Source organism: Streptomyces fradiae (assembly GCF_041270065.1).
Classification (GTDB): domain Bacteria; phylum Actinomycetota; class Actinomycetes; order Streptomycetales; family Streptomycetaceae; genus Streptomyces.
This window is the reverse complement of sequence record NZ_CP065958.1, coordinates 4,711,929-4,731,681: the sequence shown is the minus strand read 5'-3', so window position 1 is coordinate 4,731,681 and position 19,753 is coordinate 4,711,929. Positions and strand designations below refer to the sequence as shown.

Below are 19,753 nucleotides of genomic sequence, written 5' to 3'. Positions count from 1 at the left end.
AACCGAGCAGGTCAGAGCGGCTGTGGCAGCCCCTCTGACCTGTCCGGAAACTTGAGTCGTCAGTTCTTCTGGATCTGGTCGAAGCTGAGCTCGACCGGGGTCTCGCGACCGAAGATCTCGACGAGGCCCTTGACCTTCTTCGAGTCGGCGTTGATCTCGTTGATCGTGGCCTGGAGGGTGGCGAAGGGGCCGTCGGTGACGGTGACCGAGTCGCCGACCTCGAAGTCGAGCACCTGGACCTCGACCTTGCGGGCCGGAGCCGGCTTGCCCTCGGCCTCGGCGGCCTCGCGGGCGGCCTTCTCCTCGGCCTCCGGGGCGAGCATCTTGACGATCTCGTCCAGGGTCAGCGGGTACGGGTCGTAGGCGTTGCCGACGAAGCCGGTGACACCGGGGGTGTTGCGGACGACGCCCCAGGACTCGTTCGTCAGGTCCATGCGGACGAGCACGTAACCGGGCAGCTTGTTCTGCCGGACGTTCTTGCGCTCGCCGTTCTTGATCTGGACGATCTCTTCCTCGGGGACCTCGGCCTGGTAGATGAAGTCCTCGACGTTCAGCGAGACGGCGCGCTGCTCCAGGTTGGCCTTCACACGCTTCTCGTAGCCCGCGTAGGTGTGGATCACGTACCACTCGCCGGGCAGACCGCGCAGCTCGTCGCGGAGGGCGGCGATCGGGTCGACCGGGGCGGCGGGCTCGGCCTCAGCCGCGTCCTCGACCTCGGCGGCCTCCTCGGCCTCTTCCTCGGCGGCCTCGATCTCGGCGACCTCGGTGCCGTCCTCGTCCTCGACGTCCGCGGCCTCGGCGGCGACCTCGTCGACCGCTTCGGTCTCGGTGTCGGTCTCGCCGGCCTCGGCGTCCGCAGCTTCGGCCTGCTCCTCGTCGGCCGCCTCGACGATGTCCTTCTCGTCCTCGACGGACTCGGACTCGAAGGCGTCGTTCAGGTTCGCGTCAGACACGGTGGCTGCTTCTTCCTGCGCTACAGATGGGGTGGAACAAAAAGTCAGCCGAAGACGTACTTGACTGCTTCCTGGAAGCCATAGTCAATCACGGTCACAAGACCGATCATGATGACAACGAAGACAATCACCACAGTGGTGTACGTCGTCAGCTGGCTACGAGTGGGCCAGACAACCTTGCGGAGTTCCGCGATGACCTGGCGGTAGAACAGCGCGAGACGGCCGAGAGGGCCCTTCTTTCCGCGCTTGCCGCCCTTCCGGGTCTTCTTGGACTCCGGCGCGGCATCTTCGGCATCAGGCATGTCGATGGAGCCTACGGCATCCGTCACGATGTCTCACCTGATTCCGGGTCGTGGCCGTGCCGCGCCCGGAATTGGAGCCGCACGGCGGTGCAAGGAGTACGTACATGCGCACACAACCTGGCGGTGTGTGTAGCAGGGCCGGAGGGACTTGAACCCCCAACCGCCGGTTTTGGAGACCGGTGCTCTACCAATTGAGCTACGACCCTTCGTGGCTCCCCAACCTACCGCATCGTGAGATGTGGTCGGTGCGGGCCAACGAGCAGTGAGTGTACGTGGTCATGGGCCCCTACGTCGAACAGGAACCGCGCCGACCTGCCGCGGCACCCCGCGCGGGGCGCCGCGCACCGTGCGTACGACCGGGATTGACCGTTCCTGTCCGCTCCGTGAAACCTGTGTGCCGGGCCGGAACGGGGTCTGGGACGATGGCCGCATGAGCGCTGCTACCCCTCCCACCGAGCGCCGGGTCTCCGCCCGGATCGGTGCGATCTCCGAGTCCGCCACCCTCGCCGTCGACGCCAAGGCCAAGGCTCTCAAGGCCGCCGGGCGCCCGGTCATCGGCTTCGGCGCGGGTGAGCCCGACTTCCCGACGCCGGACTACATCGTCGAGGCGGCCGTCGAGGCCTGCAAGAACCCCAAGTACCACCGCTACACGCCGGCCGGCGGTCTGCCCGAGCTCAAGGCCGCGATCGCCGCGAAGACGCTGCGCGACTCCGGCTACGAGGTCGACGCCTCCCAGGTGCTCGTGACCAACGGCGGCAAGCAGGCCATCTACGAGGCGTTCGCCGCGATCCTCGACCCGGGCGACGAGGTCATCGTCCCCGCCCCGTACTGGACGACCTACCCCGAGTCGATCCGCCTCGCCGGCGGTGTCCCGGTGGAGGTCGTGGCCGACGAGACCACCGGCTACCGGGTGAGCGTGGAGCAGCTGGAGGCCGCGCGCACGGAGAGGACCAAGGTCGTCCTCTTCGTCTCCCCCTCCAACCCGACCGGCGCCGTCTACAGCGAGGTCGAGACCGAGGCGATCGGCCGCTGGGCCGTCGAGCACGGTCTGTGGGTCCTCACCGACGAGATCTACGAGCACCTGGTCTACGGCGGCGCGTCGGCGGTCTCCCTGCCGTCGGTCATGCCGGAGCTGCGCGACAAGTGCATCGTCGTCAACGGCGTCGCCAAGACGTACGCGATGACCGGCTGGCGCGTGGGGTGGATCATCGGCCCGAAGGACGTCGTGAAGGCCGCCACCAACCTGCAGTCGCACGCCACCTCCAACGTGAGCAACGTGGCGCAGGTCGCCGCGCTCGCCGCCGTCTCGGGCGACCTGGAGGCGGTGGCCGAGATGGGCCGCGCCTTCGACCGGCGCCGCCAGACGATCGTGCGGATGCTCAACGAGATCGAGGGCGTCTACTGCCCGACCCCGGAGGGCGCGTTCTACGTGTACCCGTCGGTGAAGGCGCTGCTCGGCAAGGAGATCCGCGGCAAGCGCCCGCAGAGCTCGGTCGAGCTGGCCGCGCTGATCCTGGACGAGGCCGAGGTCGCGGTCGTCCCGGGCGAGGCCTTCGGCACCCCGGGCTACCTGCGTCTGTCGTACGCGCTGGGCGACGAGGACCTGGTGGAGGGCGTGTCCCGGATCCAGAAGCTGCTCGCCGAGGCCCGCGACTGAATCACCTGCGGATCTCCGTATCCGGCCCCCGCTTCTTCGGAAGCGGGGGCCGTTTTTACGTTCTAGCAAGGTCCCGATCGGGGAAACGGACTGTATTCGTCCATTCGGGTGCGGCAGGATCAGCCGATGGAGCACCTTCCTCATCGCGACCTCAGCCTGCTGCCCAAGGCCCATCTGCACCTGCACTTCACGGGTTCGATGCGGCCCTCGACCCTGATCGAACTGGCCGACAAGTACGGGGTGCACCTCCCCGAGGCCCTCAAGAGCGGCACGCCGCCGAAGCTGCGGGCCACGGACGAGCGCGGCTGGTTCCGCTTCCAGCGCCTGTACGACATGGCCCGCTCGTGTCTGCGCGAGCCGGAGGACATCCAGCGTCTGGTGCGGGAGGCCGCGCAGGAGGACGTCCGGGACGGCTCGGGCTGGCTGGAGCTCCAGGTCGACCCCACCTCGTACGCGCCGCTGCTCGGCGGTCTGATCCCGGCCCTGGAGATCATCCTGGACGCGGTCGACACGGCCTCCCGGGAGACCGGGCTCGGGATGCGGGTCCTGGTCGCCGCCAATCGGATGAAGCACCCCCTTGAGGCGCGCACCCTGGCCCGGCTCGCGGTGCGCTACGCCGACCGGGGCGTGGTGGGCTTCGGGCTCTCCAACGACGAGCGGCGCGGCATGGCCCGCGACTTCGACCGGGCCTTCGCCATCGCCCGCGAGGGCGGACTGCTCGCGGCCCCGCACGGCGGCGAGCTGACCGGCCCCTCCTCCGTACGGGACTGCCTGGACGATCTGCGGGCGGCCCGGGTCGGCCACGGCGTCCGCGCGGCGGAGGACCCGCGGCTGCTGCGCAAGCTCGCCGAGCGCGGGGTCACCTGCGAGGTGTGCCCGGCGTCCAATGTGGCCCTCGGCGTCTACGACAAGCACGAGGACGTCCCCCTGCGCACCCTCTTCGAGGCCGGCGTCCCGATGGCGCTCGGCGCGGACGATCCGCTGCTCTTCGGCTCGCGGCTTGCCGCGCAGTACGAGATCGCCCGCCGGCACCACGCCTTCACGGACACCGAGCTGGCCGAACTGGCCCGGCAGTCGGTGCGGGGCTCGGCGGCCTCGGAGGACGTCCGGCAGAAGCTGCTGTCCGGGATCGACGACTGGCTGGCGGCCCCGGTCGGCTGATCCCCCGATCAGCTCCGTCAGCTCCGTCAGCTCCGTCAGCTCCGTCAGCTCAGCCCGGCCATCAGGGTGCGGGCGATCGAGCGCGCGAAGGCGTCCAGGTCCTGCGGGGGCTTCCCGCCCGGGGTCATCTCCCAGGCGAAGGCCCGGTGGACGCAGGCGCCGAGCAGAAGGGAGGCGGCGGCGAGCGGGTCGGCGTCCGCCGCGATCCGGCCGTGCTGCTGCTCGGCGCGCAGATACTCGGCGAGGCCCTCGATCGGCATGTGGGGGCCGCGGCCGAGGCCCCGCATGATCTCCTCGTGGCGCGCCTTGAGCTGCGGCTCGGCGTAGAGCGAGGCGGCCATCGGGAAGGTCTGCTCGTAGAAGAGCGCGGCACGGCGGGCGATCTCGACCAGGTTCTCCTCGACCGTGCGGCCCTTGGGATCGACGGCGAGGGTGCCGAGGAGGTCGCCGAGCCGGGGCAGCCGTTCGTTGAGGACGGTGACGAACAGCTCCTCCTTGCTCGAGAAGTACTTGTAGAGCGCCGCCTCGGAGCAGCCGGCCGCCCGGGCGATCTCCTTGGTGGTGGTCCGGGCCAGGCCCGCCGTGTGCATGAGGTCGCGGGCGGCGTCGACGATCCGGGTCCGGGTCGGCTTCTGCGGCTTCTGGTCCACGACGACTCCCGAGAACGGCTTGACGAGTGAGTGAGTGCTTACCCACTCTAGAGGTGAGTGAACACTTACCCACCCCCATCCAGAAGGGTGCGCCATGAAGCTCACCGTCTTCGGTGCCACCGGTGGCATCGGCCAGGAAATCGTCCGCCAGGCCCTCGGCGCGGGCCACGAGGTGACCGCGGTGGTCCGCGACCCGGCCCGCTTCACGGTCACCGGCCCCCGGCTCACCGTCTTCCGCTCCGACCTGTCCGACCCGGCGGCCCTGCACGCCGCCGTCGACGGCCGCGACGCGGTGCTCTCCGGCCTCGGCGCCCGCAACCGCGCCGACGCGGGCACCGGCATCGCCGCCCGGCTGACCCGCGCCGTCCTGCGCGCCATGGAGCCGACCTCGACCCGCCGTCTGGTCGTGGTCAGCGCCGCGCCCGTGGGCCCGGTCCCGGAGGGTCAGGGCGTCGCCGACAAGGCGATGCTCGCGATCATCAACTCCGTGCTCAAGGACGTCTACACCGATCTGCGCGCCATGGAGGCCGAGCTCGCGGCGAGCGCGACCGACTGGACCGCCGTCCGCCCGCCCAAGCTGACCGACAAGCCGGTCACCGGCCGCTACCGCCGCGTCATCGGCGGCAACCCGCCCCGCGGCCGCACCCTCGCGCGCGCCGACGTGGCGCACGCGATGCTGGCGACGGTCGACGACCCGGCGACGGTGAAGCAGGGCGTGGGCGTCGCGTACTGAGAGGAGCTAGAGCTCCACGCCCACCGTCACGGGCTCGTTCACCAGCGTGATCCCGAACGCGTCCCGGACCCCGGCGACGACCTCGCGGGCGAGCGCCAGCAGGTCCTCGGTGGTCGCCTCGCCGCGGTTGGTCAGGGCGAGCGTGTGCTTGGTGGAGATCCGGGCGGGCCCGGAGCCGTAGCCCTTGGTGAAGCCGGCCTTGTCGATCAGCCAGGCCGCGGAGGTCTTCATCCGGCCCTCCTCGCCCGCCGGGTACGCGGGCGCGGCGACGTCCGGGCCGAGCCGCTCGGCGACGCGGCCGAGGAAGTCCTCGTACTCCCCCGCCGTGAGGATCGGGTTGGTGAAGAAGGAGCCCGCCGACCACGTGTCGTGGTCCTCCGGGTCCAGGACCATGCCCTTGCCGGAGCGCAGCCGCAGCACGGTCTCCCGGGCGACGGCCAGCGGCACCCGGTCGCCGGCCTCGACCCCGAGGGCGCGCGCCGTCTCCGGGTACGCGATCGGCGCGGACATCCCGTCGGCGTCGGCGAGCTCGAAGCGGACCCGCAGCACGACATAGCGGTCGGGCTGGTCCTTGAAGACGCTGTGCCGGTACGAGAAGGCGCACTCGGCGTTGCTGAGGGTGACCGTCTCCTCGGCCCTGCGGTCGTACGCGACGACCTCGGTGATGGTGGCGGAGACGTCCTGGCCGTAGGCGCCGACGTTCTGGATCGGGGTGGCACCGGCCGAGCCGGGGATGCCGGCCAGACACTCGATCCCGGCGACCCCGGCCTCGACGGTCCGCGCGACGGCGTCCGTCCAGACCTCTCCGGCGGCGAGCTCCAGGCGGGTCCCGTCGAGGGAGAAGCCCTTGGTGGCGATGTGCAGGGCGGTGCCGTCGAAGCCCTTGTCGCCGATGACCAGGTTGGAGCCGCCGCCGATAATCAGCAGCGGGTCCCCGGCGAGGTCGGCCTCGCGGATCGCGGCGATCACCTCGTCGTCGGTGGTCGCCGTGACGAGCCGGGCGGCGGGCCCGCCGAGCCGGAAGGTGGTCAGGGGCGCGAGGGGGGCGTCGTTGAGGAGCTGCACGGCACAAGGGTACGGGCCCCTCCCGCCGGGGAGGGGCCCGTGTCGCTCGTCACACGGCGGCCGTCAGGCGAGCCGGACCACGGCCCGGCTCATCCCGAGCACCTTCTGACCGGCGGAGGTCGCGGTGAGGTCCACCCGCACCTGACCGTCGTCCAGCTTGGCCGCCACCTTGGCGGAGACCTCGATCACGGCGCCCTGGTCGTCGTTGGGGACGACGACGGGTTTGGTGAAGCGGACGCCGTACTCGACGACGGCGGCCGGGTCGCCGGCCCAGTCGGTCACGACGCGGATCGCCTCGGCCATGGTGAACATGCCGTGGGCGATGACGTCGGGCAGGCCGACCTCCTTGGCGAACTTCTCGTTCCAGTGGATCGGGTTGAAGTCACCGGAGGCGCCGGCGTACTGAACCAGCGTGGCGCGGGTCACGGGGAAGGTCTGCGCGGGCAGCTCGGTGCCGACCTCGACCTCGTCGTAGGCGATCTTCGCGGTCACGGTCAGGCCTCCTCGGGGGCGCGGGACACGAGCTTGATCCAGGCGGTCACGACGTGCTCGCCGCTCTCGTCGTGGACCTCGCCTCGGATGTCCATGATGTCGTTGCCGGCGAGCGACTTGATCGCCTCGATGGTGGTGGTCACCGTGAGGCGGTCACCGGCGCGCACCGGCCGGGTGTAGACGAACTTCTGGTCGCCGTGCACCACGCGGCTGTAGTCCAGGCCCAGCTGCGGGTCCTCGATGACCTGGCCCGCGGCCTTGAAGGTGATCGCGAAGGGGAAGGTCGGCGGGGCGACGACATCCGGGTGGCCGAGGGCCTTGGCGGCCTCCGGGTCGGTGTACGCGGGATTGGCGTCCCCGATCGCCTCGGCGAATTCGCGGATCTTCTCGCGGCCGACCTCGTACGGCGCGGTGGGCGGATAGGTCCGGCCCACGAAGGACTGGTCGAGCGCCATGGCCTCGATACCTCCTGCTGGATCTGGTGCGATGAACGAGTTGCGATAAACGACACGAGGCCGCCCCCTGGTGGGGGCGGCCTCGTGTACGAGCCTGATTAGCGCGTCTCGCGGTGCGCGGTGTGCGAGTTGCAGCGAGGGCAGTGCTTCTTCATCTCAAGACGGTCCGGGTTGTTACGCCGGTTCTTCTTGGTGATGTAGTTCCGCTCCTTGCACTCCACGCAGGCCAGCGTGATCTTCGGGCGGACGTCGGTGGCAGCCACGTGAGTGCTCCTTGACGGACGGATGGATGGATGAACGCATAGCAGAGTAGCCGATCGCAGGACCGACCCCACAATCGGCTACCGTGTGTAGCGGTGACCGGACTTGAACCGGTGACACAGCGATTATGAGCCGCTTGCTCTACCGACTGAGCTACACCGCTTTGATGATCCGGACCCCGCCCGAAGGCGGGATCCCTCTCACCAGAGCCCCAATACGGAATCGAACCGTAGACCTTCTCCTTACCATGGAGACGCTCTACCGACTGAGCTATTGGGGCGAGCGAGGAAGACATTACACGGTCTCCGGCCCATCCCCCAAATCCGTTTCCCGCACCCTTTCCCGCGCCCTGCGCACAGCCTCCGCGCAGTCTCCGCACAGCGCCTTCCCGGCCGCTCACCTGCCGCCTCGTAGGCCACACGAGCAGTCATCAGTACGACTATTGCGCTCCTCCTCGAAGGCGGCCCGGACCGCCCCTAGGCTCGGGCCCACGCTGCGTGATCTTGATCTTGGCGAGCCGTGTGCCCGGACCCCGAGGAGCCCGATTGTCAGCCGACAGCCAGCAGCCCCAGCCGTCGCCCGACGACCGGGCCCCGGCCACCGCCGCCGACGCCACGTCGCTGCTGCTCTCGAACGCCCGGCTCACCGACGGCCGGACCGTCGACGTACGCCTCGGCCGCGGCCGGATCGAGGCCGTCGGCACCGCCGGCAGCCTGGCCGCCGTGGGCGCCCGCGTCGACCTGGCCGGCCATCTGCTGCTCTCCGCGCCCGCCGAACCCCACGCCCACCTCGACACCGCCCTCACCGCCGACGCGGCGGGCCCCGTCTCGTACGCCCCCGACGAGGTCCAGCGGCGGGTCACCGAGGCCGCCCTGCTCCAGCTCGGGCACGGCGCCACTGCGCTGCGCGCGCACGTACGGATCGGGGACGTGCACGGCCTCGGGCCGCTGGAGGCCGCCCTGCAGGCCCGGCGCTCGCTGCGCGGGCTCGCCGAACTGACGACGGTGGCCACGCCCCGGCTGCTCACCGGCGCGGCCGGCGCCGACGGGCTCGCGATGCTGCGGGACGCGGTGAAGATGGGCGCCGGGGTGGTCGGCGGCTGCCCCGACCTGGACCCGGACCCCACCGGCTACGTGGAGGCGCTCCTGGAGGTCGCGGCCGAGCACGGCTGCCCCGTGGACCTGCACACCGACGGCGACGACCCGGCGCGCCTGGCCCGGCTCGCCGCGATGGCCGGCGGGCTGCGGCCCGGGGTGACGATCGGCCCGTGCGCGGGACTCGCCCGGCTCCCCGCCGACCAGGCCCGCCGGGCGGCGGACCAGCTGGCGGCGGCCGGCGTCACGGTGGTCGCCCTGCCCCAGGGCGGCTGCGGCGCGACCGGACCGCGCGGCACGGCCCCCGTACGGCTCCTGCGGGCGGCCGGCGTCCGGGTCGCGGCGGGCGGCGGGGCGCTGCGGGACGTGTCCAACCCGGTGGGGCGCGGCGATCCGCTGGAGATCGCCTATCTGCTCGCCTCGCTCGGCGGCCTGCCCGCCCCCGAGGCGTACGCGGCGGTCAGCGCGGACGCGCGGGCGGCGATGGGCCTGCCGGAGGTACGGGTCGAGGCGGGCTTCCCCGCCGAGCTCCTGGCGGTGCGGGGCGAGCGGCTGACGGGCGTGCTCTCCCTCGCGTACAGCCGGATCGTGGTGCACCGCGGGCGGGTGGTGGCGCGGACCAGCGCGGTGCGCGAGTACTGCGACTCGGCGGCCGCCCTCGACCTGCCGCGACAGGCCCGGCCGACGCGGCCGGATTCGGGAGGCCCGGGCGGACCCGGCGTCGTACGGTCGTGAGTATGCGCGTAGTCATCGCTGGAGGACACGGACAGATCGCCCTGCGTCTGGAGCGGCTGCTCGCCGCGGGCGGACACCATCCGGTGGGCATCATCCGCCGCCCCGAACAGGCCGAGGACCTGCGCTCGGCCGGCGCCGAACCGGTCGTCCTGGACCTGGAGTCGGCCTCCCCCGGCGAGGTCGTCGCCGTCCTGCGCGGCGCCGACGCGGCCGTCTTCGCCGCCGGCGCGGGCCCCGGCAGCGGCACCGCCCGCAAGGACACCGTCGACCGCGGCGCGGCCGTCCTCTTCGCCGACGCGGCGGAGGCGGCGGGCGTACGGCGCTTCCTCATCGTCTCGTCCATGGGCGCCGACTCCGCCCACCCGGGCGACGAGACCTTCGACGCCTACCTCCGCGCCAAGGGCGCCGCCGACGACGACATCCGCTCCCGCCCCGCCCTCGACTGGACCGTCCTGCGCCCCGGCTCCCTCACGAACGACGCGGGCACCGGCCAGGTCCGCCTGGAGGCCCGCACGGGCCGCGGCCCCGTCCCCCGCGACGACGTGGCGGCCACCCTCGCCGAACTCCTCGACACCCCGGCCACCGCCGGCCTGACCCTGGAACTCATCTCGGGCGGCACCCCGCTGTCGGTCGCGGTGAAGGACATCGCGGGCAACTGACCGCCCGAATGACCGCCCGAACGGGCCCCGGACATGCGAGAAGGTCCCCGGTGCGAACACCGGGGACCTTCTGCATCGCGTGGCGGCGCCAGGATTCGAACCTGGGTAGGCTAAGCCGACGGATTTACAGTCCGCTCCCATTGGCCACTCGGGCACACCGCCATGGGATCGCTGCCTCGGAGCCGCTTTTCGGCTGCGCTCCCTGGCAACGACGTAAACAATACCTGATCCCTGGGGGTGCTCCGCCACTGGATTGATCACGGGTCGGCGGCGGGGCCGGTGGCTACGCTTTGCGTTGTACCGAACGCATCCGAGCAAGGAGCCTCACCTCATGGCCGACTCCAGTTTCGACATCGTCTCCAAGGTCGAGCGGCAGGAGGTCGACAACGCCCTCAACCAGGCCGCGAAGGAGATCACGCAGCGCTACGACTTCAAGGGCACCAACGCCAAGATCGAGTGGTCGGGCGAGAAGATCCTGATGCAGGCGAACGGCGAGGAGCGGGTCAAGGCGATCCTCGACATCCTGCAGTCCAAGCTGATCAAGCGGGGCATCTCGCTGAAGTCGCTGGAGGTCGAGGGCGAGCCGCAGCTGTCCGGCAAGGAGTACAAGCTCTTCGCGTCCATCCAGGAGGGCATCTCCCAGGAGAACGCGAAGAAGGTCGCCAAGGTCATCCGCGACGAGGGCCCGAAGGGCGTCAAGGCGCAGGTGCAGGGCGACGAGCTGCGGGTCAGCTCCAAGAGCCGGGACGACCTGCAGACCATCATCGCGCTGCTCAAGGGCAAGGACTTCGACTTCGCCCTGCAGTTCGTGAACTACCGCTGACGCGAGCCGCGAACCGCCCCTCCCCGTTCATCGGCCGGAGGGGTGGGTCGGGCCGCGAAATGCCGGCCCGCGTCGGCCCGCGATGTCAGAACCGCCGCCTAGGCTTTCCGCATGACCACGAAGCGCACGAAGCGCAGCGCGGTGCCTCGCCCGTTAGCCCGGCAGCTTTTCGTCGAGGCCGGACACCGGTGTGCGATACCGACGTGCCGCGCGACCCCTCTGGAGATCGCGCACATCGTGCCGTGGGCCCGTGTCCGCAGGCACGAGTTCCACAACATGATCGTCCTGTGCCCGAACTGCCACACCCGCTTCGACCGCGGAGACATCGACCGGCAGGCCATGTTCCGGTACAAGGAGCTGCTGCGGCTGTCGGACCCCAACCACGTGGCACCCGACGACCCTTCGCCGCGGGCCGGTCTCATCCGGGCCTATCGGCACTTCCAGACGCAGATCGACGGATGGCGCAAGTCCATCTCCGATCTGAGCGCGGCGATCGCGCTGGGCTCCACCGGTTTCCCGGTCGGCAACGTGAAGAGGTGCGCCGGATTGGCGTCGATCGCCCGCGCGGCCACCGACAAGCTGGGCGAGCTGGGAGGCGAGGGCACCGCCGAGGCGGCGGACCACGTCTTCGACTGGCACCGGCAGTGGGCCGACGACGTCGTCGATCTGAAGCTCTCCGCCTTCAACAGGAGCCGGGCCGAGTACGAGCTGTGGGCGGAGGAGAGGTTCATGAGCTTCGTCGCCCTTCACGAGGAGGTCTGCGAGTCGCTGGACCTCGATCCCACGGAGCTGGACTTCTTCGAGTCCGAGAGACGTGAGCGGGATCTCCCCGAGGTCTCCCTCGGCACCCTGGGCCTGTGGCCGACGGACGCGTGACCGCACGAGCGGCGCGTGCCGCCCGGGACCTCCAGGGCCGCGTCCGAAAACCGCCAGCTCCTCGCCCCGGCGGCCGCGCACACTGGAAAACATGAACAGCACTCTTTACACCTGGGCCGACGGTCCCCTCGGCGCGATGCTCCTGGTGGGGCGGGTTGCCGACGGGGGGCGGGTCGTGTTGCGGTCGGTGTCGTTGGAGGGGCAGAAGGGGGCCGTGGAGGGCTGGGTGCACGAGCCTGCCGCCTTCGAGGAGGTCGCCGGGCAGCTCGACGCGTACTTCGCCGGGCGGCGGGACGGGTTCGATCTGGTCTTCGAGGAGGCCGGGACGGAGTTCCAGCGGAAGGTGTGGCGGGCGCTTGAGGGGATTCCGTACGGGACGACCGTGTCGTACGGGGAGATCGCGCGGCGCGTCGGGGCGGAGGGGGCCGGGGTGCGGGCGGTGGGGACCGCGATCGGGCGGAATCCGCTGCTGGTGGTGCGGCCGTGTCACCGGGTGATCGGGGCCGACGGGAGCCTGCGCGGTTACGCGGCGGGGCTCGACCGCAAAGAGCGGTTGCTGGCCCTGGAGAGCGGGAGCGGTGGCTGAGGGGCTGTTTCCGCGGGAACGGAGCGCGCCGGCGCCGGGGGCGGTGCATGTGCCCGGGTGGCTGCCGTTCGCGCGGCAGCGGGAACTGGTGGCGGCGTGCCGGGAGTTCGGGCGGGGGCCGCTCTCGTACGAGGCGACGGTGCTGCCCGGCGGCGGGGTGATGTCGGTGCGCTCGCTCTGTCTGGGGCGGCGCTGGGAGCCGTACCGCTACCTGGGGAAGGAAGAGAGCCTGGTCGAACTGCCGGGCTGGCTGGTGGACTTGGGGCGCGACGCGCTCGTGGAGGCGTACGGGGAACACGGCGAATTCGCGCCGGACACCGCGCTGGTCAACTTCTACGGCGACGGCGCCCGGATGGGCATGCATCAGGACCGGGAGGAGCGCTCGCCCGCCCCGGTCGTGTCGCTGAGCCTCGGCGACACGTGCGTGTTCCGGCTGGGGAACACCGAGGACCGTGGACGGCCCTACACGGATGTGGAGTTGGTGTCCGGGGACCTGTTCGTCTTCGGCGGGCCGTCGCGTTTCGCGTACCACGGAGTGCCGAAGGTGTACGCCGGGACCGCCGCCCCCGGCCTGGGGCTCAGGGGGCGGCTGAACATCACGCTCAGGGAGACGGGCCTCTAACGCTCGCGCGAGTGGCCGAAAAGAATGCGGTACGCGATCAGCAGCACCAGAGAGCCGCCGATCGCCGACAGCCAGGTCGCCCCGTCGTAGAAGTCCTGCGTGATCGGGCGGTCCAGGAAGCGGGCGGAGAGCCAGCCGCCGAGGAAGGCGCCGACGACGCCGATGAGGGTCGTGCCGATCAGGCCGCCCGGGTCGCGGCCCGGCAGCAGGACCTTGGCGATGACGCCGGCGAGCAGTCCGAGAACTATCCAGCTGATGATGCTCATGCCCTTGAGGACGCCCGCTGGTCCCGGGCGGTTGCCGGACCCCCTAATGTGCGGGGCATGACACAGGAATTGCGCCGCACCCTCGGGGTGTTCGACGCCGTCGTCATCGGCCTCGGCTCGATGGTCGGCGCCGGAATCTTCGCGGCGCTCGGGCCGGCGGCCCGTGCGGCGGGCCCCGGGCTGCTCCCGGCGCTCGGCGTCGCCGCCGTCGTGGCCTACTGCAACGCCATGGCCTCGGCCCGGCTGGCCGCCCGCTACCCGGCCTCCGGCGGCACCTATGTCTACGGGCGGGAGCGGCTCGGCGCGTTCTGGGGCTATCTGGCCGGCTGGGCGTTCGTCGTGGGCAAGACGGCCTCGTGCGCGGCGATGGCGCTGACGGTCGGCTCGTATCTGTGGCCGGAGCAGGCGCACGCGGTGGCCGTGGCCTCCGTCGTCCTGCTGACCGCCGTCAACTACCGCGGCATGCAGAAGTCCGCGCTGCTCACCCGGATCATCGTGGCGGTCGTCCTGGCCGTCCTGGCGGCCGCCGTCGCGGCGATCGCCGGGGCCGGGGAGGCCGGGCGGCTCGCGCTCGCCGGGGACGTGCCGGCCGGCGGGGTGCTGCAGGCGGCCGGGCTGCTCTTCTTCGCCTTCGCCGGGTACGCGCGGATCACCACGCTCGGCGAGGAGGTGCGTGACCCGGAGCGGACCATTCCGCGGGCCGTGCCGCTCGCCCTCGGCATCACCCTCGTCGTCTACGCGGCCGTCGCCGTCTCCGTGCTCGCCGTCCTCGGCCCGCGCGCCCTGGCCGCCTCCCCCGCCCCGCTCGCGGACGCGGCACGGGCGGCGGGAGCCGGCTGGCTGGTGCCCGTGGTCACCGTGGGCGCGGCGGTCGCCGCGCTCGGCTCGCTGCTCTCGCTGATCCTCGGGGTGTCCCGTACCACCCTCGCCATGGCCAGGGACGGGCATCTGCCCGCCACGCTCGCGGCCGTCCACCCGCGCTTCCGGGTGCCGCACCACGCGGAGCTCGCGGTCGGCGCGGTGGTGGCCGTGGTGGCGGCGACGGTGGACGTACGGGGCGCGATCGGCTTCTCGTCCTTCGGGGTCCTGGTCTACTACGCGATCGCCAACGCCTCCGCCTGGACCCTGGGCCGCCGGGACCGGCCGCTGGCCGTGCTCGGCCTGGCGGGCTGCGCGGCCCTCGCCTTCTCGCTGCCGCCGACCTCCGTGCTCGCCGGGCTCGGGGTGCTCGCGGTCGGCGTCGTGGCCCACGCCGTCAGGCGAGGACGACCCGAACCCCCGCGGACCTGAGCCGCTACCGGCCCGGGTAGCTGTAGCCGGGGTAGGGCTGGTCGGTGGGGACGATCTCCTTGCCCAGCGGGAGCAGCGACAGCGGGATCATCTTGAAGTTGGCGATGCCCAGCGGGATGCCGATGATCGTGATGCACTGCGCGATGCCGGTGACGATGTGGCCGAGGGCCAGCCACCAGCCGGCCAGGATCAGCCACAGCACGTTGCCTATGCAGGACGGGGCGCCCGCGTCGGGGCGGTCGATGACCGTGCGGCCGAAGGGCCACAGGGCGTAGAGGGCGATGCGGAAGGCCGCGATGCCGAAGGGGATGCCGATGATCGTGATGCAGAGGATCAGGCCGGCGGCGAGATAGCCGAGGAACAGCCAGAAGCCGCTGAACACCAGCCAGATGATGTTGAGGATTGTCTTCACGGGCGGCGACCTGCCATCTGCTCGAGCCGGGCGATGCGCTCCGCCATCGGCGGGTGGGTGGAGAACATTTTGGACATCCCCTGCCCCGGGCGGAAGGGGTTCGCGATCATCATGTGGCTGGCGGTCTCGATCTTGGGCTCGGGCGGCAGCGGGAGCTGCTTCGTGCCCGCCTCCAGCTTGCGCAGGGCGCTGGCGAGGGCGAGCGGGTCGCCGGTGAGCTGGGCTCCGGAGGCGTCCGCCTCGTACTCCCGGGAGCGGGAGATGGCCAGCCGGATGACGGAGGCGGCGATCGGGCCCAGGATCATGATCAGCAGCATGCCGAGCAGTCCGGGGCCACGGTCGTCGTCGGAGCGGCCGACCGGGATCAGCCAGGCGAAGTTCACCAGGAACAGGATCACGGAGGCGAGCGCGCCGGCCACCGAGGAGATCAGGATGTCCCGGTTGTAGACGTGGCTCAGCTCGTGCCCGATGACACCGCGCAGCTCGCGCTCGTCGAGGATCGCGAGGATGCCCTCGGTGCAGCACACGGCCGCGTTGCGCGGGTTGCGGCCGGTGGCGAAGGCGTTCGGCGCCTGGGTGGGCGAGATGTAGAGCCGTGGCATCGGCTGGCGGGCCTGGGTGGAGAGCTCGCGGACCATCCGGTAGAGGGCCGGGGCCTCGAACTCGCTCACGGGCCGGGCGCGCATGGCGCGCAGCGCCAGCTTGTCGCTGTTCCAGTACGCGTACGCGTTGGTGCCGAGCGCCACGAGGACCGCGACGATCAGGCCCGTACGCCCGAAGAAGCTGCCGATGACGATGATGAGGGCCGAGAGCCCTCCGAGGAGTACGGCGGTCCTCAGCCCGTTGTGCCGGCGGTGCACGGTACGCCCTCCAAGTGGTGCGGCAGGGGAACCCTTCTGTCCAGTGGACCCTCCCTTCCTGGTCAACGCCACGCGGGAGGTACGGGTTCCCCGGCCGCGCCGGGGCCGCGCCGGGTGCGGTGTCCGCCGTACGGGTGACTAGCGCTGGGCGGGCACCGGGGTCTTCGTCAGGCCGGCCTTGGCGAGGGCGTCGTCGAGCGGCTCGACCTCGCTGGTGCAGTGGCCGCAGCGGGTGGCGATGGCCGGGATCTCGGTGAAGCAGCGGGGGCAGTCGCGCTTCTCGGCCTTGGGGTCCTTCGCCTCCTCCTTGGCGAACTTCTCCTGGATCTTCGTCATGGGGACGACGATGAGGAAGTAGAGGACGGCGGCCGTGATGACGAAGGCGATGACGGCGGCGATGGCCAGGCCGTAGGGGAAGACCGTGCCCTGGATCTTGAAGCTGGCCTCGCTGAAGTCGCCGACCGAGCCTGTCGCCAGACCGATGAGGGGGGTGATGAACGCCTTGCTGAAGCCGGTCACGACGGCCGTGAACGCCGAGCCGACGGCCAGACCGATGGCCATCGAGACGACGTTCCCGCGAAGTATGAAGTCCTTGAAGCCGTTCAGCACGGTGGTTCCGCTCCTAGCGAGGTTTCAGTGGTGGGGGGATCAGAAGAGGCCGGGTTCAGAAGAGGCTGTTCGACGCGTAGCGCAGCGCGAACTGCGGCCAGCCCGACAGCACCACGCCCGCGGCCGCCGTCAGCGCGACCGCCAGGGTGACCGGGACCGTCGCCCTCATCCGTACGACCGCCACGCCCTCGGTCACGCCCTCCGGCCCGCGGAACAGCAGGGCCGTCCAGCGCAGGTAGTAGGCGAGGCCGATCACGACGTTGAGGCCCATGAGCACCGCGAGCCAGCCGAGGCCGGCGTCGACGGCCGCCGAGAAGACGGTCACCTTGGCGAAGAGGCCGATGATACCCGGGGGCAGTCCGGCCAGGTTCAGCAGGAAGAAGGCCATCACGAGGGCGGCGGCGGGGCTCGCCGCGTACAGGCCTCGGTGGTCGGAGATCCGGGCCTCGGGGCGCGTACGGGCGACCAGGGCGACCACCGCGAAGGCGCCGAGGTTCACCGCCGCGTACATCAGGGCGTACGCGACGGTCGAGCCGATCTGGTCGTCGCCGGAGTACGCGGCGGCGGCGATCGGCACCAGGAGGTAGCCGGCCTGGGCGACGGACGACCAGGCGAGGAGGCGGACCGCGCTCCACGCGCGCGTGGCGACCTGGCGCAGGGCAGCGACGTTGCCGATGGTCATGGTGAGCGCGGCGAGGGCGGCGAGCGCCGGGCCCCACACGTCCGCGTAGGAGGGGAAGGCGACGACGGTCACCAGGATGATCCCGGTGAAGCCGACGACCTTGCCGACCACGGAGAGGTACGCGGCCACGGGCAGCGGGGCGCCGACATAGGTGTCGGGCACCCAGAAGTGGAAGGGGACGGCGGCCGTCTTGAAGGCGAAGCCGACGAGGGTGAGGACCACGCCCGCCTGGGCGAGGGTCTGCAGCTGGCCGGGGACGTCGCCGAGGCGCTGGGCGATCTCGGTGAGGTGGAGGGTGCCGGTGGCCGCGTAGACGAAGCTGGCACCGAGCAGGGTCACGGCGGTGGCGGTGACGGACGACAGGAAGAACTTGAGCGCCGCCTCGCCGGACAGCCGGTCGCCGCGCCGGAGGCCGACCAGCGCGAACGCGGGCAGCGAGGCCACTTCGAGGGCGACGACGAGGGTGGCGAGGTCGCGGGAGGCGGGCAGCAGAGCGGCGCCGGCGGCGGAGGAGAGCAGCAGGAACCAGTACTCGCCGGCGGGCAGCTTCCGGCGGGCGCCGTCGGTGTCGTCGAGCGAGAGCAGGGCGGTGACGAGCGCGCCCGCGAGCACCAGGAACTGGATGACCAGGGTGAAGGTGTCGGCGGTGTAGCTGCACGCGCGCAGCTCGGTGGCGGCGGTGAGGCAGAAGGTGGAGCGGTCGGCCGCGCGCAGCGGGGCGAGCAGTGCGAGCGCGGCGGCGAGGCCGGCGATCGCGGTCCAGCCGAGGAGCCGCTTGCGCGCCTCGGGGACGAACAGGTCGGCGACGAGGACGACCAGCGCGACCAGCGCGGTGAGGGTGGGTGGCGCGATGGCGAGCCAGTCGACGGACTGGACGAGATCGGCGCCCTGGGCGAGCTGCAGCACTGGCTTCACTGGTTGCCTCCCGCGAGGAGCTGCTGGACGGCCGGGTCGGTGAGGCCGAGGAGGACGGCGGGCCACAGTCCGGCGAGGACGGTGAGGGCGACGAGCGGGGTCCAGGCGGCGAACTCGTACCCCTGGACGTCGGCGATCACGGTCTCGCCGGCCGGGCGGGGGCCGCCCATGCAGACCCGGCGGACCACGACGAGGAGGTAGGCGGCGGTGAGCAGGGTGCCGAAGGCGCCGATCGCCATGAAGGTGAGGAAGGCGGGGCGGCTGAGGCCCGCGGCCGGTTCGAAGGCGCCGAACAGGGCGAGCATCTCGCCCCAGAACCCGGCGAGGCCGGGCAGGCCGAGGGAGGCGACGGCGGCGAAGGCGAGCAGGGCGCCGAGGCGGGGGGCGCGGCCGTAGAGGGCGGCGCCGGTGGCCCCGGCGAGGGTGTCGAGGTCGGCGGTGCCGTAGCGGTCCTTGAGCGCGCCGACCAGGAAGAAGAGCAGGCCGGTGATGAGGCCGTGGGCGATGTTGGCGAACAGCGCGCCGTTGACGCCGGTGGGGGTCATGGTGGCGATGCCGAGGAGGACGAAGCCCATGTGGCCGACGGAGGAGTAGGCGATGAGCCGCTTGAGGTCGCCCCTGGCGCCGGGCTTCGCGAGGGCGAGGCAGGCGAGCGATCCGTAGATGATGCCGGCGACGGCGAAGGCGGCGAGGTACGGGGCGAAGGTGTGCATGCCGTCGGGGGCGATCGGCAGCACGATGCGGACGAACCCGTACGTGCCCATCTTCAGGAGCACGCCGGCGAGGAGCACGGAGCCGACGGTCGGGGCGGCGGTGTGGGCGTCCGGGAGCCAGCTGTGCAGCGGCCACATCGGGGTCTTCACGGCGAGCCCGATCCCGATCGCGAGGACGGCGATGACCTGCACGGATGTGGTCAGTCCGCGGCCGTTGTCAGTGGCCAGTGCCACCATGTCGAACGTGCCCGCCTTGACGCCGATGAGGAGGAGGCCGAGCAGCATGACGATAGAGCCGAGCAGGGTGTAGAGGACGAACTTCCAGGCGGCTGCCCGCCGGCCCGGGCCGCCCCAGCGGGCGATGAGGAAGTACATCGGGATGAGGACCGTCTCGAAGGCCAGGAAGAAGAGGACCAGGTCGAGGACGGCGAAGGTCGCCAGGGTGCCGGACTCGAGGACGAGCAGCAGGGCGACGAAGGCCTTGGGGGCGGGGCCTGCGGGTCCAGTGGATCCCGTGGGGGGCTTGAAGTAGCTGTAGAGCGCGCAGAGGAAGGTCAGCAGCGCGGTCAGGAGCAGGAGGGGGAGGGAGATGCCGTCGACACCGAGGTGGATCCGCACGTCGAGTGCCTTGATCCAGGTGATGTCGGTGGTGGCCTGCATCGTCGAGGGGTGGTCGTGGTCGAAGCCGAGCGCGAGGACGATCGCGGCGATCAGGATGACGCCGGTGACGGTCACGCCGTGGCGGAGCACGGCCTGGTCGGGTGACTTCCCCTTCAGTCCGGGCGGGGCGGGCAGGAGCGCGGCGGCGGCGCCGAGGAGCGGGCCGGCGACGATCAACGCCAGAAGGAACTGCATCACGGATTCGCTGATATCGATCACGGC

The 19,753-nt window shown here is 71.4% G+C and carries 23 protein-coding genes and 4 tRNA genes; 10 read left to right on the top strand and 17 right to left on the bottom strand.

All coding sequences use genetic code 11. From position 1 onward, the window contains the following. Window positions 1-59: 59 nt before the first annotated feature. From nusG to JAO84_RS21760, 3 genes are all read right to left on the bottom strand, one after another. The gene (gene nusG / locus JAO84_RS21770) at window positions 60-953 is read right to left on the bottom strand and encodes a transcription termination/antitermination protein NusG (protein WP_370414386.1); all 894 of its coding nucleotides are present in this window, start codon (window positions 951-953) and stop codon (window positions 60-62) included. Window positions 954-997: 44 nt separating this feature from the next. After that, a complete protein-coding gene (secE, locus tag JAO84_RS21765) occupies window positions 998-1,282 on the bottom strand; it encodes a preprotein translocase subunit SecE (protein ID WP_265863989.1) in 285 nt (94 codons plus the stop codon). A 106-nt stretch (window positions 1,283-1,388) separates the two neighbouring features. Then, window positions 1,389-1,461: transfer RNA gene (locus tag JAO84_RS21760), tRNA-Trp, on the bottom strand. 224 nt (window positions 1,462-1,685) lie between these two features. Between JAO84_RS21760 and JAO84_RS21755 the strand changes: the two genes are divergently transcribed. Together JAO84_RS21755 and JAO84_RS21750 are read left to right on the top strand one after the other, a co-directional pair. Beyond that, window positions 1,686-2,912, top strand: coding sequence for a pyridoxal phosphate-dependent aminotransferase (locus JAO84_RS21755; protein ID WP_370414385.1), 1,227 nt, complete (start codon window positions 1,686-1,688; stop codon window positions 2,910-2,912). A gap of 126 nt (window positions 2,913-3,038) precedes the next feature. After that, on the top strand, window positions 3,039-4,073 hold the full coding sequence (locus tag JAO84_RS21750; RefSeq protein WP_370414384.1) for an adenosine deaminase: 1,035 nt from the start codon (window positions 3,039-3,041) through the stop codon (window positions 4,071-4,073). Window positions 4,074-4,117: 44 nt separating this feature from the next. On the opposite strand, the gene JAO84_RS21745 is transcribed toward JAO84_RS21750, so the two are convergent. Beyond that, the gene (locus JAO84_RS21745; protein ID WP_370414383.1) at window positions 4,118-4,723 is read right to left on the bottom strand and encodes a TetR/AcrR family transcriptional regulator; all 606 of its coding nucleotides are present in this window, start codon (window positions 4,721-4,723) and stop codon (window positions 4,118-4,120) included. A gap of 94 nt (window positions 4,724-4,817) precedes the next feature. Here JAO84_RS21745 and JAO84_RS21740 point away from each other — a divergent pair, with 94 nt between their 5' ends. After that, on the top strand, window positions 4,818-5,456 hold the full coding sequence (locus JAO84_RS21740) for an NAD(P)-dependent oxidoreductase (RefSeq protein ID WP_370414382.1): 639 nt from the start codon (window positions 4,818-4,820) through the stop codon (window positions 5,454-5,456). Between the two features lie 6 nt (window positions 5,457-5,462). On the opposite strand, the gene JAO84_RS21735 is transcribed toward JAO84_RS21740, so the two are convergent. The 6 genes from JAO84_RS21735 to JAO84_RS21710 all read right to left on the bottom strand — a co-directional run bounded on the left by JAO84_RS21735 (window position 5,463) and on the right by JAO84_RS21710 (window position 8,009). Beyond that, on the bottom strand, window positions 5,463-6,521 hold the full coding sequence (locus tag JAO84_RS21735; RefSeq protein ID WP_370414381.1) for a UDP-N-acetylmuramate dehydrogenase: 1,059 nt from the start codon (window positions 6,519-6,521) through the stop codon (window positions 5,463-5,465). Window positions 6,522-6,584: 63 nt separating this feature from the next. Beyond that, window positions 6,585-7,013, bottom strand: a complete 429-nt coding sequence (locus tag JAO84_RS21730) for a MaoC family dehydratase (RefSeq protein ID WP_265863983.1) — start codon at window positions 7,011-7,013, stop codon at window positions 6,585-6,587. Window positions 7,014-7,015: 2 nt separating this feature from the next. Beyond that, window positions 7,016-7,468 carry a MaoC family dehydratase N-terminal domain-containing protein gene (locus JAO84_RS21725; RefSeq protein WP_365754528.1) on the bottom strand — a complete coding sequence of 151 codons (453 nt, stop codon included), beginning with the start codon at window positions 7,466-7,468 and terminating at the stop codon, window positions 7,016-7,018. 98 nt (window positions 7,469-7,566) lie between these two features. After that, complete coding sequence (gene rpmG, locus JAO84_RS21720; protein ID WP_003956487.1) at window positions 7,567-7,731, bottom strand: 50S ribosomal protein L33; 165 nt, start codon at window positions 7,729-7,731, stop codon at window positions 7,567-7,569. A gap of 88 nt (window positions 7,732-7,819) precedes the next feature. Continuing rightward, a tRNA-Met gene (locus JAO84_RS21715) sits at window positions 7,820-7,892 on the bottom strand. A gap of 44 nt (window positions 7,893-7,936) precedes the next feature. Beyond that, window positions 7,937-8,009: transfer RNA gene (locus JAO84_RS21710), tRNA-Thr, on the bottom strand. Between the two features lie 265 nt (window positions 8,010-8,274). Between JAO84_RS21710 and JAO84_RS21705 the strand changes: the two genes are divergently transcribed. Further along, window positions 8,275-9,558 carry an amidohydrolase family protein gene (locus JAO84_RS21705; RefSeq protein WP_370414380.1) on the top strand — a complete coding sequence of 428 codons (1,284 nt, stop codon included), beginning with the start codon at window positions 8,275-8,277 and terminating at the stop codon, window positions 9,556-9,558. 2 nt (window positions 9,559-9,560) lie between these two features. Continuing rightward, window positions 9,561-10,217, top strand: a complete 657-nt coding sequence (locus tag JAO84_RS21700) for an SDR family oxidoreductase (protein WP_370414379.1) — start codon at window positions 9,561-9,563, stop codon at window positions 10,215-10,217. A gap of 80 nt (window positions 10,218-10,297) precedes the next feature. On the opposite strand, the gene JAO84_RS21695 is transcribed toward JAO84_RS21700, so the two are convergent. Continuing rightward, window positions 10,298-10,379: transfer RNA gene (locus tag JAO84_RS21695), tRNA-Tyr, on the bottom strand. 169 nt (window positions 10,380-10,548) lie between these two features. Here JAO84_RS21695 and JAO84_RS21690 point away from each other — a divergent pair. The 4 genes from JAO84_RS21690 to JAO84_RS21675 all read left to right on the top strand — a co-directional run bounded on the left by JAO84_RS21690 (window position 10,549) and on the right by JAO84_RS21675 (window position 13,124). Next, window positions 10,549-11,040, top strand: coding sequence for a YajQ family cyclic di-GMP-binding protein (locus JAO84_RS21690; protein WP_370414378.1), 492 nt, complete (start codon window positions 10,549-10,551; stop codon window positions 11,038-11,040). A gap of 111 nt (window positions 11,041-11,151) precedes the next feature. Beyond that, window positions 11,152-11,916: an HNH endonuclease gene (locus tag JAO84_RS21685; RefSeq protein ID WP_370414377.1), complete on the top strand. Its 765-nt coding sequence runs from the start codon at window positions 11,152-11,154 to the stop codon at window positions 11,914-11,916. A gap of 91 nt (window positions 11,917-12,007) precedes the next feature. Then, window positions 12,008-12,502, top strand: a complete 495-nt coding sequence (locus tag JAO84_RS21680) for a methylated-DNA--[protein]-cysteine S-methyltransferase (protein ID WP_370414376.1) — start codon at window positions 12,008-12,010, stop codon at window positions 12,500-12,502. Then, complete coding sequence (locus JAO84_RS21675; RefSeq protein ID WP_370414375.1) at window positions 12,495-13,124, top strand: alpha-ketoglutarate-dependent dioxygenase AlkB; 630 nt, start codon at window positions 12,495-12,497, stop codon at window positions 13,122-13,124. Before JAO84_RS21680 ends, JAO84_RS21675 begins: the two co-directional genes overlap by 8 nt. On the opposite strand, the gene JAO84_RS21670 is transcribed toward JAO84_RS21675, so the two are convergent. Then, the gene (locus tag JAO84_RS21670; protein WP_265863974.1) at window positions 13,121-13,390 is read right to left on the bottom strand and encodes a GlsB/YeaQ/YmgE family stress response membrane protein; all 270 of its coding nucleotides are present in this window, start codon (window positions 13,388-13,390) and stop codon (window positions 13,121-13,123) included. The two genes, JAO84_RS21675 and JAO84_RS21670, sit on opposite strands and share 4 nt — an antisense overlap. Window positions 13,391-13,447: 57 nt before the next feature. On the opposite strand from JAO84_RS21670, the gene JAO84_RS21665 reads away from it, so the two are divergent. Continuing rightward, window positions 13,448-14,680 carry an APC family permease gene (locus JAO84_RS21665; protein ID WP_370414374.1) on the top strand — a complete coding sequence of 411 codons (1,233 nt, stop codon included), beginning with the start codon at window positions 13,448-13,450 and terminating at the stop codon, window positions 14,678-14,680. Window positions 14,681-14,684: 4 nt separating this feature from the next. Here the strand turns inward: JAO84_RS21665 and JAO84_RS21660 are convergent, their stop codons facing one another. The 5 genes from JAO84_RS21660 to JAO84_RS21640 form a co-directional block, all read right to left on the bottom strand. Then, window positions 14,685-15,092, bottom strand: a complete 408-nt coding sequence (locus tag JAO84_RS21660) for a YccF domain-containing protein (RefSeq protein ID WP_370414373.1) — start codon at window positions 15,090-15,092, stop codon at window positions 14,685-14,687. After that, entirely contained in the window at window positions 15,089-15,952 is an 864-nt protein-coding gene (htpX, locus tag JAO84_RS21655) for a zinc metalloprotease HtpX (RefSeq protein WP_370414372.1), read from the bottom strand. The genes JAO84_RS21660 and htpX overlap by 4 nt, the downstream gene beginning before the upstream one ends. Before the next feature lie 138 nt (window positions 15,953-16,090). Continuing rightward, window positions 16,091-16,561, bottom strand: coding sequence for a large conductance mechanosensitive channel protein MscL (gene mscL, locus JAO84_RS21650; protein ID WP_370414371.1), 471 nt, complete (start codon window positions 16,559-16,561; stop codon window positions 16,091-16,093). A gap of 55 nt (window positions 16,562-16,616) precedes the next feature. Continuing rightward, window positions 16,617-18,158: an NADH-quinone oxidoreductase subunit N gene (locus JAO84_RS21645; protein WP_370414370.1), complete on the bottom strand. Its 1,542-nt coding sequence runs from the start codon at window positions 18,156-18,158 to the stop codon at window positions 16,617-16,619. After that, window positions 18,155-19,726: a NuoM family protein gene (locus JAO84_RS21640; RefSeq protein ID WP_370416832.1), complete on the bottom strand. Its 1,572-nt coding sequence runs from the start codon at window positions 19,724-19,726 to the stop codon at window positions 18,155-18,157. Before JAO84_RS21640 ends, JAO84_RS21645 begins: the two co-directional genes overlap by 4 nt. Window positions 19,727-19,753: the final 27 nt, after the last annotated feature.

Coding starts and splice junctions, on each gene's coding strand:
- JAO84_RS21755 (WP_370414385.1), top strand. CDS start 1,686: ATGAGCGCTGCTACCCCTCCCACCGAGCGCCGGGTCTCCGCCCGGATC.
- JAO84_RS21750 (WP_370414384.1), top strand. CDS start 3,039: ATGGAGCACCTTCCTCATCGCGACCTCAGCCTGCTGCCCAAGGCCCAT.
- JAO84_RS21740 (WP_370414382.1), top strand. CDS start 4,818: ATGAAGCTCACCGTCTTCGGTGCCACCGGTGGCATCGGCCAGGAAATC.
- JAO84_RS21725 (WP_365754528.1), bottom strand. CDS start 7,468: ATGGCGCTCGACCAGTCCTTCGTGGGCCGGACCTATCCGCCCACCGCG.
- JAO84_RS21700 (WP_370414379.1), top strand. CDS start 9,561: ATGCGCGTAGTCATCGCTGGAGGACACGGACAGATCGCCCTGCGTCTG.
- JAO84_RS21690 (WP_370414378.1), top strand. CDS start 10,549: ATGGCCGACTCCAGTTTCGACATCGTCTCCAAGGTCGAGCGGCAGGAG.
- JAO84_RS21685 (WP_370414377.1), top strand. CDS start 11,152: ATGACCACGAAGCGCACGAAGCGCAGCGCGGTGCCTCGCCCGTTAGCC.
- JAO84_RS21680 (WP_370414376.1), top strand. CDS start 12,008: ATGAACAGCACTCTTTACACCTGGGCCGACGGTCCCCTCGGCGCGATG.
- JAO84_RS21670 (WP_265863974.1), bottom strand. CDS start 13,390: ATGAGCATCATCAGCTGGATAGTTCTCGGACTGCTCGCCGGCGTCATC.
- JAO84_RS21665 (WP_370414374.1), top strand. CDS start 13,448: ATGACACAGGAATTGCGCCGCACCCTCGGGGTGTTCGACGCCGTCGTC.
- JAO84_RS21640 (WP_370416832.1), bottom strand. CDS start 19,726: ATGCAGTTCCTTCTGGCGTTGATCGTCGCCGGCCCGCTCCTCGGCGCC.